At 72.8% G+C, this 12757-nt stretch carries 12 protein-coding genes; 3 read left to right on the top strand and 9 right to left on the bottom strand.

The features are described 5' to 3' along the window. Positions 1–5: 5 nt before the first annotated feature. Genes OHS71_RS05320 through egtA form a run of 4 tightly spaced genes read right to left on the bottom strand, consistent with a single transcriptional unit; the run spans position 6 to position 3644 of the window. On the bottom strand, positions 6–191 hold the full coding sequence (locus OHS71_RS05320; protein ID WP_328477306.1) for a hypothetical protein: 186 nt from the start codon (positions 189–191) through the stop codon (positions 6–8). Next, positions 188–979, bottom strand: a complete 792-nt coding sequence (gene egtC, locus OHS71_RS05315) for an ergothioneine biosynthesis protein EgtC (RefSeq protein WP_328477304.1) — start codon at positions 977–979, stop codon at positions 188–190. Before egtC ends, OHS71_RS05320 begins: the two co-directional genes overlap by 4 nt. Beyond that, the gene (gene egtB, locus OHS71_RS05310; protein ID WP_328477302.1) at positions 979–2346 is read right to left on the bottom strand and encodes an ergothioneine biosynthesis protein EgtB; all 1368 of its coding nucleotides are present in this window, start codon (positions 2344–2346) and stop codon (positions 979–981) included. Before egtB ends, egtC begins: the two co-directional genes overlap by 1 nt. Further along, positions 2343–3644, bottom strand: a complete 1302-nt coding sequence (egtA, locus tag OHS71_RS05305; protein WP_328477300.1) for an ergothioneine biosynthesis glutamate--cysteine ligase EgtA — start codon at positions 3642–3644, stop codon at positions 2343–2345. The genes egtB and egtA overlap by 4 nt, the downstream gene beginning before the upstream one ends. A gap of 308 nt (positions 3645–3952) precedes the next feature. On the opposite strand from egtA, the gene OHS71_RS05300 reads away from it, so the two are divergent. Continuing rightward, a complete protein-coding gene (locus OHS71_RS05300; RefSeq protein WP_328477298.1) occupies positions 3953–4846 on the top strand; it encodes a TIGR02452 family protein in 894 nt (297 codons plus the stop codon). Between the two features lie 296 nt (positions 4847–5142). On the opposite strand, the gene OHS71_RS05295 is transcribed toward OHS71_RS05300, so the two are convergent. From OHS71_RS05295 to OHS71_RS05280, 4 genes are all read right to left on the bottom strand, one after another. After that, positions 5143–5589: a type II toxin-antitoxin system PemK/MazF family toxin gene (locus OHS71_RS05295; protein ID WP_328477296.1), complete on the bottom strand. Its 447-nt coding sequence runs from the start codon at positions 5587–5589 to the stop codon at positions 5143–5145. Between the two features lie 44 nt (positions 5590–5633). Then, a complete protein-coding gene (locus OHS71_RS05290; RefSeq protein ID WP_328477294.1) occupies positions 5634–7115 on the bottom strand; it encodes a flotillin family protein in 1482 nt (493 codons plus the stop codon). Positions 7116–7269: 154 nt separating this feature from the next. Then, positions 7270–7488: a hypothetical protein gene (locus OHS71_RS05285; RefSeq protein ID WP_190149244.1), complete on the bottom strand. Its 219-nt coding sequence runs from the start codon at positions 7486–7488 to the stop codon at positions 7270–7272. 26 nt (positions 7489–7514) lie between these two features. Then, positions 7515–8936, bottom strand: a complete 1422-nt coding sequence (locus OHS71_RS05280) for an amidase (protein ID WP_328477291.1) — start codon at positions 8934–8936, stop codon at positions 7515–7517. A gap of 251 nt (positions 8937–9187) precedes the next feature. Between OHS71_RS05280 and OHS71_RS05275 the strand changes: the two genes are divergently transcribed. Beyond that, positions 9188–10576 carry a glycoside hydrolase family 43 protein gene (locus tag OHS71_RS05275; RefSeq protein ID WP_328477289.1) on the top strand — a complete coding sequence of 463 codons (1389 nt, stop codon included), beginning with the start codon at positions 9188–9190 and terminating at the stop codon, positions 10574–10576. Between the two features lie 83 nt (positions 10577–10659). On the opposite strand, the gene OHS71_RS05270 is transcribed toward OHS71_RS05275, so the two are convergent. Next, complete coding sequence (locus tag OHS71_RS05270) at positions 10660–11781, bottom strand: PP2C family protein-serine/threonine phosphatase (protein WP_328477287.1); 1122 nt, start codon at positions 11779–11781, stop codon at positions 10660–10662. Between the two features lie 293 nt (positions 11782–12074). Between OHS71_RS05270 and OHS71_RS05265 the strand changes: the two genes are divergently transcribed. After that, a complete protein-coding gene (locus tag OHS71_RS05265) occupies positions 12075–12494 on the top strand; it encodes a hypothetical protein (RefSeq protein WP_328484399.1) in 420 nt (139 codons plus the stop codon). Positions 12495–12757 lie beyond the last annotated feature (263 nt).

The following is a 12757-nucleotide window of genomic DNA, read 5'->3' as shown; positions in this document are numbered from 1 at the left end:
GCCGGTCACGGGTGCCTCGCTTCGGTTGACAGCAGACTGTGGGCGTTCCGGAAGCTCGTTCCGGGGACACCCGGCGACCACTTCGGCGGCAGCGTCTTCGGGGTTGCGGTGAGAACGCGCGGGACGTCGGCGCGCAGGGCGGCGTCCGTCGCGTCCTCGGGGAGGGTGCGGATGATGGGGAACGGGGTCACGTGCCGGTCTCCTCGGGTGGTGCGGACGCCGTGTCCGTGCTCGGTTCCTTCAGGGGGGTCAGCAGGACGTCGGCGCGGCTCGCCGCGAGCAGGGTGCGGTCGGGGACCTCCTGCCAGCGCGGATCGTCGTCGTACGGTTCCGAGGCGACGACCGTGCCCCTGCCGGGCTCGGCCAGGTACCAGAGGGTGTCGCCCCAGGCGGTCGCGGTGATCGACTCCCCGTCGGTGAGGAGCAGGTTGAGACGCGCGCCGGGAGCCGCCGCGGCGACCTCGGTCACCGTGTCCGCCAGGGCCTGGCTCCCGGTGTCCCCGGCGCGCAGCCGGGCGAGGACCAGTGCCCAGACGAACGCGGAGTCGTTGCGCGCCTCCATCGACAGCAGGTCCACGGCGGGCAGCGAACCGGTGAGCGACTCCAGCGCGCCCGGCCAGCCCGGGACCGCCCCGTTGTGGCTGAACAGCCAGGTCCCGGCCGCGTACGGCGCCGCGGCGGCCTCCGCGTCGGCGCCGGCCAGCGTCGCGTCCCGTACCGCGGCCAGCAGGGCCCTGCTGCGGACGACCCGGGCCAGGTCGGTGAAGGACAGGTCCGCCCAGATGGGTCCCGCCCGGCGGTACCGGGCCGGCACCGGGTCGCCCTCCGCGTACCAGCCCACCCCGAAACCATCGGCGTTGACCGTCCCGTGCCGCTGGCGCCGGGGTGCCCAGGACTGGCGGTACAGGCTGTGCGGGGGTTCCGAGAGGAGCCGGCCGAGCGGCTCGGCGGACCCCAGGTACGCCAGGTGACGGCACATCAGACGGCTCCCGTGCGAGCCGTGCGGAACCCGGAGAAGATCTGCCGCCGGATCGGGTGGTCCCAGTTGCGGAACGTGCCCCGGCAGGCCACCGGATCCACCGCGAACGAACCGCCGCGCAGCACCTTGTAGTCGCGGCCGAAGAACACCTCCGAGTACTCCTTGTACGGGAACATCCGGAAACCGGGGTACGGCAGGAAGTCGCTGGACGTCCACTCCCACACGTCACCGATCAGCTGCCGCACCCCGAGCGGGGATTCACCGGCGGGGTAGCTGCCCGCCGGGGCCGGGCGAAGATGGCGCTGGCCCAGGTTGGCGTGTTCGGGGGCGGGGTCGGCGTCACCCCACGGGTAGCGCATCGAGCCGCCCGTCGCCGGGTCGAAGCGGGCGGCCTTCTCCCACTCCGCCTCGGTGGGCAGGCGGCGCCCGGCCCAGCGGGCGTAGGCGTCGGCCTCGTACCAGCACACGTGCAGTACCGGTTCGTCGGGCGGTACCACCTCGGTGACTCCGAAGCGGCGCCGCAGCCACTGCCCGCCGTCGCGCTGCCAGAACAGCGGTGCGTGGATGCCGCCGCGACGGACGTGCGCCCACCCCTCCTTCGTCCACCAGCGCTCGTCGTCGTAGCCGCCGTCCGCGATGAACGCCTGGTACGCGCCGTTCGTCACCGGGGTCGTGTCGATGTGGAAGGGAGCCACCTCGCGCCGGTGTGCCGGCCGTTCGTTGTCCAGTGCCCAGGGTTCGCCCGAGGTGCCCATGGTGAACGGGCCGCCGGGCACGAGGACTTCGGCCGGGCCGGTGAACAGCGGCGCCGGCTCGGGATCGGGCGCGGTCAGCGCCTGCGGCCCGGCCCGTAGCTGATGGGTGCTCAGCATGGTCTCGTCGTGCTGCTGTTCGTGCTGCGCGATCATTCCGAAGGCGAAGCCGGCCTCCGTCAGCCGGCTGCCGCCGAAGTCGGCCGACTCCAGCACGTCCATCACCCGGCCGCGCACCTCCGCCGCGTACCGGCGGGCCTCGTCCGGCGCCAGCAGCGGCAGGGAGGGCCGTTCGGCACGCGAGTGCTCGAAGGCGTCGTACAGACCGTCGATCTCGGGGCGCATCGGGTCACGGCCGGCCACCGTGCGCAGCAGCCACAGCTCCTCCTGGTTGCCGATGTGCGCGAGGTCCCACACCAGCGGGGACATCAACGGAGAGTGCTGAGCGGTGAGTTCGGGCTCCTCGACACAGCTGGTCAGCAGTGTGGTGCGTTCCCGGGCCGTGGTGAGGGAGGCGAGCACGCGGGTCCGGAGGGTGTCCGCGTCCGGGGCGGTACCGGCCTGCGGGGCATCCGCGTCCACGGCGGGCCCGGTGTCCAGGGCGGGGTCGGTCATGAGCGAAGGTCCTTCCCGTACGCGCGGGTGTCCGTGCCGCGCAGGCGGTCGAGCTGGTCGTCGGCGGGAGTGCGGCCCCGGCGGACGTACCGCTCCAGGTAGTCCGTCACGGTGTCCGTCACCGCCTCGGTGGCGCCGAGGCGTGGAAGGGCGCGCAGGGCCGTGGTGAAGCAGGTGACGGCGGCCTCGTGCAGCTCCGGGTCGGTGAGCCCGTACCGGGCCGCGTCGATCCACAGCGGATTGTGCGGGGCCGGCCGCGGCCGGGCCCGCTCGGCCAGCGGCTTCACCGCGCGGTAGACGATCTCGGCGGCCTCCGGGTCGTCGAACAGGGCTGTCGTCACGGCGAGCGGCACGATCCAGCCGTCGTCGCCCGGCTGCGCGTCGATCATGCGCAGCTCCAGATGGCCGCGCGGTCTGACCGGCGGGAACAGCGTGGTGAGGTGGTAGTCGAGATCGTCGCGGGTCGGTGCTCCCGTCCGGGTCCACTGCCGGAAGGTGAGCCGGTCGGGCACCTCCCACGGCCCGCTCTCCCGCCGCAGGCACATCACCGGCGCGTCCAGCACATGACGGGCCCAGGCCGTGCGCGGATCGCCGTCCAGCACGGGTCCGCCGGCGCGGCCGGCGCCGATCTCCATCCACAGCAGCTGCCGCGTGGAACGCCAGCCGGTGGGGGCGCCGGCGAGCAGCGGCGAGTTGGCGAAGGCCGCCACCAGGACCGCGCCCAAGGTGTGCGCCAGCCACCAGCGCCGCCCGTGCCCGAGGGGGCCGGGCTCGTCGTGCCCGGCGTCCAGGCAGACCTGCACGGAGGCCGAGGTGCACATCATGGCGCGACCGGCCGGGCCGGTGCGGTCCAGGCACGCCTCCATGGCGTCGTAGCGGGGTTCACGCAGGAACCGCCGGGGGGTGCGCCAGGGATCGGTGCCGTTGCCGGAGAGGGCGAGTCCCTGCTCTCCCAGGGCCGTGCGGACGGCGGCCAGATCGGCGGAGACGGTGTTCACGCACTCCATCAGGGAGGCGGCGGGCGGTGAGCTCAGTTCCAGCTGGCCGCCGGGTTCGACGGTGAGCGGTGAGCTCAGGGGAACGGTCCGCAGTGCGGCGTAGGCCGTTTCGAGTCGTTCGGGTGTGACGGGGAGCTGCGGCGCGCGCAGCTCGTGGACGATCCATTCCACCTCGACCCCGACGGTGCGGGGCGGGCCGGTCTTGAAACAGATCCCCCTGACCAGGGCCTCCACCTCGGCTTCGGTGAGGGCGCTGCGGGATTCCGTCTCGTCGGTACAGTCGCTTACCGAGTCGGACATGTCGGGATCCTCCTGAGATTCCACCATGCCACCGGATCGGCCTCGGTGTGGCCGGCCCGGCATCGCTCGTTCCACCCAAAACCCTCGAACGGATTCGCACAAGGGTGCACAATGGTGCATTCCGGATCGGATTCGATCTGTTTCCCAGACGTTCCCGACCGGTCCTCGAAGCGTTCCCGGGACCGGGAAACCCCGTTGCGTGCGATGTCCAGCATCGCTCACGATGCGTGTGTGAGCACGACGGGGGAGACGGGCGGGGCGGATGTGGCCGCGCTGCGAGCGGTCATGGCGTCCACGGGGGTGGCGCCATGAGCGCCCGGTTGCGGGGCATCGCGCGGGAGACGGAGGAGATCGTCGAGGCGGGGTCCTACCGCGCGTCCGGCGGGCGCGAGGTGTTCCTCGGCGCGGCGATCGAGGCCGCCCGGACGGGGACGCGGATGCTGGGACCGGGGCCGGTCCAGGTGCCGGCGAGCCCGTCCGTGACCTCCCTGGCGCCCTCCCCGGCGCCCTCCCGCGGCGACACCGTCGCCGGGGGAGAGGCGGGCGGGGACCGGCTCGCCGGGCGCACGTTCGTGGAGGTCACCGGTGAGAGCAGCCTGGAGGCCGCCCGGCGGCTGGCCGGCTCCGGCCCGGTCGCCGTCCTGAACTTCGCTTCGGCACGCAATCCCGGCGGCGGCTACCTCAACGGCGCCCAGGCGCAGGAGGAGGCCCTGTGCCGGGCCTCCGCGCTGTACACCTGCCTGCTCGAGGCCCGGGAGTTCTACGACCATCACCGTGCCCACCGGGACCCGTTCTACACGGACCGCGTCATCCACTCACCTGCCGTGCCGGTCTTCCGCGACGACCGGGGCCGCCTGCTCGACGAGCCCTACGGCGCCGGCTTCCTGACGTCCGCCGCCCCGAACGCGGGCGTGGTGCTGAGGACGGCCCCGCAGCGGGCGTCCGAGATACCGCGCGCGCTGGCCGTCCGGGCCGGGCGGGTCCTGGAGACGGCCGCCGCGCACGGCTACCGGCGCCTGGTGCTGGGCGCCTGGGGCTGCGGGGTGTTCCGCAACGACCCCGCCCAGGTGGCGGGGGCGTTCAGGGCGCTGCTCGGCCTCGGCGGCCGGTTCGAGCGGACATTCGACCATGTGGTGTTCGGCGTGCTGGACCGCACCCCCGGCAACGCGGTGCTGGGCGCTTTCCGGACGGCCTTCGACTGATCGGGTGCCCGGGGCCGTGCCCGGCTCAACCGGGTCGGGCGACAGCCGGGTCGGGCGGCGCGGACCGGCCGGGCGACTCGCCATGGCCGGGCGGCACGGCCGGGCCGGGGTGTACGAACGGGTTGAGGGACATGAGCCGACCGGCCGGGCGACTCGCCATGGCCGGGCGACATGATCGGGCCGAGGTGTTCGACGGGGTTGACCGACACGAGCCGGCCCGGCGGCCCGGCCCGGCCGGGGGACACGGCCCGGCCGAGCGGCGAGGGTGGGGCGGGTTCCCGGGGCCCCGGGCGTCCTCAGGTCCAGCCGTAGCGCAGGTGCAGCCGGTGGCGGACCAGGTCGAAACGCATCCGGTCCAGTGCGCAGGCCTCGCGTCGCATGCCGTCCTCGTGCAGCCGCAGGACGCGGTCGACGTCCACCCAGGAGTCCCGCCCGGTCCGGTCCCAGGGCCCGCTGCCGATCGGTACCCACTCGCGGTCGCCGTCGTGCCGCTTGCTGGACAGCTGCACGGCGAGGACGGTTCCGCCCGCCTCCCGGGCGACGACCAGCACTGGGCGGTCCTTGCCCCGGCCGTCGTTCTCCTCGAAGGGCACCCAGGTCCACACGATCTCGCCGGGGTCCGGGTCGCCGTCGTGGGCGGGGGCGTACTCGGTACGCACCCGGCCGACCTCGCGGGGGTCGGCCTCGGTCGTGGCGGAGGGGCCGAAGCGGCCCGGGACGTCTGCATCGGTAAACGCGGTCACGGGGGCACCTTAAGGGCTGCCCCCGTGACCGCGTCGTCCGAGGGTCAGCCCTCCTCGACCGGCACCTTCTGCGAAGGCGGGCCCGGTACCCCGTTGAGAGCCGAAGTCCCGTTCACCGCCTGCCCGTTCTGATTCATCGAGGCGAGCAGCTGACGGGCCAGACCGAGTCCCGTCCCTCCCATCGTGAGTGCCTTGGCGAAGACGTCCGCCATGCCGTCGGCGCCGTTGAGCAGCACCATGTTGTCGACGTTGCCGAAGGCGGACGCGCCCGCCTTCACGATCTCCGGCCAGTTCTCGGCGAGTTGCTGGGCGACGACCGCCTCCTGGTTCTCGGCGAGCGCGGCGGCGCGGGCCTTGATGGCCTCCGCCTCGGCGAGACCCTGTGCCTTCGCCGCTTCGGCGTCCGCGAGTCCCCTGGCCTGCGCGGCTGCCGCCTCGGCCTCACCGGTGGCCCGGGTGGCGGCCGCGGTGGCCTCGCCCCGGCTCCTGGTCGCCTCGGCCTCGGCGCCGGCGGCGGCCTTCACCCGGGTCGCCTCGGCGGCGGCCGCGAGCTCCGTCTCCCTCGCCTTGGCCTGTGCCGCCGAGATCCGGGCGTCGCGCTCCGCCTCGGCCAGGGTCCGCTTCTCGTAGGCCTTGGCGTCCGCGGGCTTGCGGACGTCCGCCTGGAGCTGCTGCTCCCGCCGGTGCGCCTCGAGTTCGGCGACCCGCGTCTCCTGGACGACGACCTCCTGCCGGGAGGCGGCGTCAGCGAGGGGCCCCGCCTGACGGGCCCTCGCGCCCGCCTTGTCCCGCTCGGCCTGGTAACCGGCCTGGAGGATCTCGCTGTCACGGGTGGCCTCCGCCATCCGGGCGAACGAGGCCTGCTCCGCCTCCGTGGCGAGACGGTTCGCCTCCGCCTGCGCGATGCGCGCGTCCCGCTGCACCGCCGCCGCGTGCGGCATCGCCAGGTTGCGGATGTAGCCGGTCGGGTCCTCGATCTCGTGGATCTGGAGCGAGTCCACGATCAGGCCCAGCTTCTCCATCTCCGTGCCGCAGGCGGCACGGGTCTGCCCGGTGAGTTTCTCCCGGTCGCGGATCATGTCCTCGACCGTCAACCCGCCCACGATGGACCGCAGATGACCGGCGAAGACGTTGTGCACCCGCTCCGACATCAGTTTCTGCTGGTCCAGGAAACGCCGGGCCGCGTTGGCGATCGACACGAAGTCGTCGCCCACCTTGAAGATGACCACGCCCCGCACCTTGAGCGGAACGCCCTGGTGGGTCACGCAGTCCACGTGCAGTTCGGTCTCCTTCAGGTCGAGCGACAGCTTGCGCACCACCTGGACCCCGGGCATCACCATCGTCCCCCGCCCCGTGACGATGCGGAAACCCATTCCCGCCTCGAGGCCCTCCGTGCGGTGGTTGGAGCCGGAGATGACGAGTGCCTCGTTGGGTTCGGCGACTCGCCACATCATCTTGAACAGACCGATCAGAACGAGAACGGCGACAACCGCCGCCCCCGCAACGACGCCGACAACCATCGGCATACGCCCCCTTGTGATGGTGCCCTTTCGGCACCGAACGAAGGGAGTGTGCGCCTGTCCGGATCAGGGTTGAAGACGTCGGTGAATCCTTGTTGCAATCTTGACGCGTACGTTCCCGAAGACGCACAGAACCGCTCTCACCTGCGCCGCGGAGGGCTCAACTGTCGTATGCGCGGGTGACATAGACCGTCCTGGGAGGGAGATGCTCCACCACCATCACCACCGTGCCGCACTCGATGCGGCCCGTGCCGTCCGCCGCGTGCGCGAGGAAGTGTTCGGCCCCGCCGCGCACCCGCACGATCACCTCGCCGACGAGCCCCGGCCCGATCGTCCCGGTGACCCGCCCCATGAGCCCGACCATCGACGCGTCGTCCATGGTCACAGGGTACGGGTGGAACGCGCTCATCCGGCAGGGGAGTCGGCGACGGCTTCCCGCGGCCACCGTTCGTGCCAGCGCAGCTCCGCCTCCAGTTGGGCGGCGAGCGAGATCAGCAGCGGCTCGCTGTTCGCCGGACCGAGCAACTGCGCTCCGACCGGCAGCCCGTCGGGCGTGAAGCCCGCGGGGACGTTGACGCCGGGCCAGCCCAGCACGTTCCACGGCCAGGCGTAGGGACAGGCGGCGATCATGGCGCGGTCGGTGGCGAAGCCGCTCAGGTGCAGCATGGCGCCGATGCGGGGCGGGGGCGCGGCCGTCGTCGGCGCGAGGATCACGTCGTAGGTCTCGAAGAAGGCGCCGATGCGGCGGTGCAGCACCGCTTCCGCGCGACGGGCCGCGCGCAGCGGGACCCCGCCGAGCAGTCGGCCCAGCCGGGCGGAGCCCCGGGTGCGCCGGTCCAGGAGCGTGGGGAAGGGCGCCTCGGCGACCCGCTCGGCGAGACCGGCCGTCGCCCGGGGCACGAAGGTGAGGCCGATCTGCCCGTACGGCGGGTCCGCCTCCTCGACGGTGTGGCCCGACGACGCCAGTCTCTCGGCGAGTTCGAGAACCCGGGCGCGCACCTCGGGGCGCAGCCTCGCGGGCACGGCGGTGAACGGTGGCTTCAGCGACAGCGCGATCCGCAGCCGGCCGGGGTCGCGGCCCGCCGCCGCCGAGGCGTCGACCGCGGGCGGCCGGTGCGGGTCGTGCGCGTGGTTGCCGCTCGCCGCGTCGAGCAGCAGCGCCGCGTCCGCGACCGTGCGGGCCAGCGTGCCGTTGACCGTGATGCCGTGGAAGGACTCGCCGCGCGGCCAGGTCGAGACGCGTCCGCGCTGCGGCTTGATGCCGACCAGATGCGTCCAGGAGGCGGGGATGCGTACGGAGCCGGCGCCGTCCGAGCCGAGCGCGGCCGGTACCAGCCCCGCCGCGACCGCGGCCGCCGAGCCGCCGGAGGAGCCGCCCGGGGTGTGCTCGGTGCTCCACGGGTTGCGGGTCGCGCCGAAGGCCGGCCCCTCGGTGAACGGCCACTGCCCCAGCTCGCAGGTGTTCGTCTTGCCGACGATCACGGCTCCGGCCGCGCGCAGCCGCCGTACCGCTTCACCGTCCTCGGTGACCGCCGGGTGCGTGCCCTGGCAGCCGAAGGCGGTCGGCTCACCCGCGACGTCCATGTCGTCCTTGACGGCGACCGGGACTCCGAGGAGCGGACCCCGCTTCCCGGCCGCCAACTGCCGGTCGGCGGCGTCGGCTTCGGCGAGTGCGGCCTCGGACCGGACGATCCTGAAGGCGTTCAAAGTGCCCTGGCTCGCCTCGATCCGGGCGAGGGTCCGCTCCACGAGCGCGCGGGAGGAGACCTCGCCCTCGGCCAGTGCGCGGGCGGTGGCTGTCAGACCTGCGGCACGGTCGGGCGTCATACGGGGCACCTCCGGAACGACGTTGTCTACCGCACGGTAACCTCTGGCGGCCGGACGGCGGAACGGCGCGCGGGGCGGGAGGGCCTCGGTGGTCCGCCGCGGAGCGGGCGCCCCTCCGCCACAGCTGTCCCACAGGCATCGCCCGTTCCTGTGCAAAGGATTGACGCGTACCTGCCTCGCCCCTACCTTCTGATCGACTTTCCGAACTTCGTTCGGAATTTCGAACCTTGAGTCGTAGGGGAGCCGCACCAATGACGACACGTCCCTCCACCCCGTCCCGCCGTGCCCTGCTGCGCGCGATGGCCGCGCTGCCCGTCGCGGCCCTGGTGGTCGGCGAGGCCCCCGGCCTGCTGGGCACGGCCCTCGCCGCCGCGCCGGCCGCCGGATCGGCCACGCGCTACACCATCGTGCCGTTCCTCAACAGTGATGACGGAACGGTGAACGTCTACCAGTCCGACGACGCCACCGACTTCCGGCTGGTGCAGTCCTCCGCCTACACCCCGCCGGCCAACCGCATCCGCGACGCGAGCGTCTTCAAGCACACCAACGGCTACTACTACATCACCTACACCACCCACACCTGGCAGGACGCCAGCACCACCATCGGCTTCGCCCGCAGCTCCGACCGGGTCAACTGGACCTTCCTGTACGACTACACGGTCCCGATCGCGGGCCTCTCCCGCGCCTGGGCGCCGGAGTGGTTCGTCGACAGCGACGGCAGCGTCAACGTCATCGTGTCCTGCTCGGTGACCAGCGACGAGTGGATCTTCACCCCGTATCTGCTGAAGGCCACCAACTCCGCCCTCACCAGCTGGAGTTCACCGGTCGCGTTGTCCGGCATCGGAGCGAACCACATCGACACCTGCATCGTGAGGACCGGCTCGACCTACCACGCGTTCACGAAGAACGAGACGGCGAAGTACATCGAGTACGGCACGGCTTCGAGCCTCGCCGGCCCCTACACGATCACCAGGACCGGCGACTGGGCGGGCTGGGGCAGCTACCGGGAGGGCCCGTCGGTCATCCAGCTCGACAACGGCGCCTGGCGGATCTTCTTCGACGGTTACGGCGACGGCAACTACTACTACAGCGACAGCTACGACTCCTTCGCCAGCTGGAGCGCGCCCAAGGCACTGCCGGGCATCTCGGGCACGGCACGGCACTTCACGGTCATCAAGGAGACGGTGACCGGCGGCCCGAGCCTCACGAAGAACGCCACCCGCTCCTTCCGCTCCGCCAACTACACCACCCGCTACTGGCAGGAGCAGTCCGCGCTGCTCAACCTGCCCGTGGTGACGAGCTCCAGCAGCACCGCCGAGAAGCAGGCGTCCACCTTCACCGTGGTGGCCGGTCTCGCCGACGCCAACGCGTACTCCTTCCGCGACGCCGCCGGCAACTACCTCCGTCACTACTCCTTCCGGGGGCGTTTCGACCCCAACGACGGCACCTCCACCTTCGCGAGGGACGCCACGTTCATCGCCCGCACGGGCGCGGCGAGCGGCTCGGTCCGCTTCGAGTCGTACAACTACCCCGGCTACTACCTGCGCCACTACAACTACCAGCTGCGGGTGGAACAGCCGGACGGCACCGACCTGTTCCGTCAGGACAGCTCGTTCGTGGCGGCGACCGCCTGGGCCTGAGCCGCCCCTCGCCACCTGCGCGTGGTGGACCGGGGCCGGGACGAAGCGGGGGCCCGGCCCGGTGGTCCGCCGCCGCGGCCGGCTCAGTACCGCGGTGACCGGCGCACGGTCAGCACGGCGACGTCGTCCTGGCGGCGGTCGTGTCCGGCGAAAGCGCGGGCGTCCTCGTGCAGCGCGAGGGGCAGCTCGGTGGGGGAGAGGTCGAGGTGCTTCATCAGCCGCTCGTCGACCGGGTAGAACGTGCCGTCGTGGGCGCGGGTCTCGGTGAGGCCGTCGGTGCTCAGCAGGAGCGTCGCCCCGGCCGGGAACGCGAACCAGTCCACCGTGGTGGGCTCGATGGCGAGCTCTCCGAGCCCGAGCGGGACGCCGGAGTCCACCGCCGGGACGGTGACGGCGCCCTCGTGCAGCAGCCAGGGCGGAATGTGCCCGCAGTTGACGACCTGCGCCTCCGAACCCGTGTCCACGCCGATGATCAGCGCGGTGACGAACCGCTCGTCGTCGCCGCTCTGTTCGGCGTAGGAGTTGTGCCGCACGACCGAGGCGTCCAGGGCGTCGACGAGCGCGGTGAGCGTGGGCTCCCGGTGGGCCGCCTCACGGAAGGCGCCGATCACGGCGAACGCGGCGCCCACGGCGGCCAGTCCCTTGCCCTGCACGTCTCCGATCAGCACGCGCGTGCCCCAGGGCGAGGCGACCACGTCGTAGATGTCGCCGCCGACGAGCCGGTCCTCCTGCACGGGCTCGTAGACCCCGTTGACCAGCACGTCGTCGGTGATCAGGGGCAGCGGGTGCAGGATGTGCCGCTGCATGGCGGCGGCGGTGGAGCGCAGCCGCAGCATCTCCTGCTCGCGTGCGATACGCCGGTGGCAGGCGTAGACGGAGACGACTCCCAGCGCGAGGGTGAGCAGCACCAGCAGGGCCCGGTCCAGCCACCGGCCGCCGTCACCGGCCCGCAGGAACAGGGTGAGACTGACGAACAGGGTGGTCCAGGCGGCGACGAACCTCGTCTGCTGGACGGTGCACAGCGCCGACGCCGTGCCCGGCAGGATGACCAGGAGCCCCAGGAGCCACACCTCGGAACCGGACAGGACGCCGAGGACCTCCACCAGCACCGTCACCGACAGCACGCCGACCACCGTCTCGGCGTTGCCCGGGGGCTCGATGGCGCCGTTGACGTCGGTGGGGCGCTTCCGACGGGGACCGGTCATGAGGACTCCCGGGCAGGCGGTGCTCCCTCTCACCTTAGACAAGTCGCCTGCCTGACGGGCGCCGAGCCCGTTCCCCGGCGGGACCGCCCGCTCCGGCAGCAGGACCGCTCGGTGCCACGGCGACGGCTGAACGGGCGTCCACCTGCACCCGTACCCCTTGCCGAAGCCCGTCCACAGGCGTCCCCGCGGGCGCACGGGAGGTGACGGGGAGAGTGCCGACTACGGAGTTGTACGTGCTTCAGCAGCCCACGGCCCGCCTCGTGCGCGGTGCCGCACTGGCCGGCAGCCTGGCCATGCTCACCTTCACCACCGCGTGCAGCGGCTCCGAGGAGGACATCGGCGTCGCGAAGGGCACGCCCACGGCGGCCACCGTCACCGCGGCTCCCGCGGCCGGCGTCGTGGCGCCGGCGAAGGTCGAGGTGATCGCCGGCCTGACCGGGTGCACGGCCAAGATCCGCATCGACGCGGACGAGCTGCGCCAGGGCGTCTGCCACACGCAGGAGGCCGACTACCTCATCACCACCTTCCCCGAGGAGCGGTACAAGGAGTCGTGGCTCGAGGCCGCCGCCATCTACGGAGGGCAGTACCTCGTGGGCTCCCGCTGGGTCGTCAGCGCGCAGCCGAAGATGCTCTCGGGATTCCGGCCCGCGCTCGGCGGGACGATCCGGCAACTGGGCGGCGCGGGCCCGTCCGCGGCGCCCACGGTGCCGTAGCGCACGGCCTCGCCGCCGACAGCGCGCGCCGGCGAGCCGCTTCACCGCGTTGCCGAAGGGTGCCCGCCTCCCGTCCGACGGCGCCGGACGCAAGGCCGCGGCAGCAGAGGTGACCGCCATAACCTGGCCTTCCTCACCCGCAGGCCCCGACTGGTCGCGCTCGCCGGGACACCGGCGTCAGCGCCGTGCTCGGGCGCCCAGCAGCCGGTTCCATGGTGCGGGTCACCAGGACCCGCAGCTGACCCGGCCGCCGTCCCGGGGGG

The sequence above is a fragment of the Streptomyces sp. NBC_00377 genome (genome assembly GCF_036075115.1).
Classification (GTDB): domain Bacteria; phylum Actinomycetota; class Actinomycetes; order Streptomycetales; family Streptomycetaceae; genus Streptomyces.
This window is presented reverse-complemented; position numbering and strand designations above follow the sequence as displayed.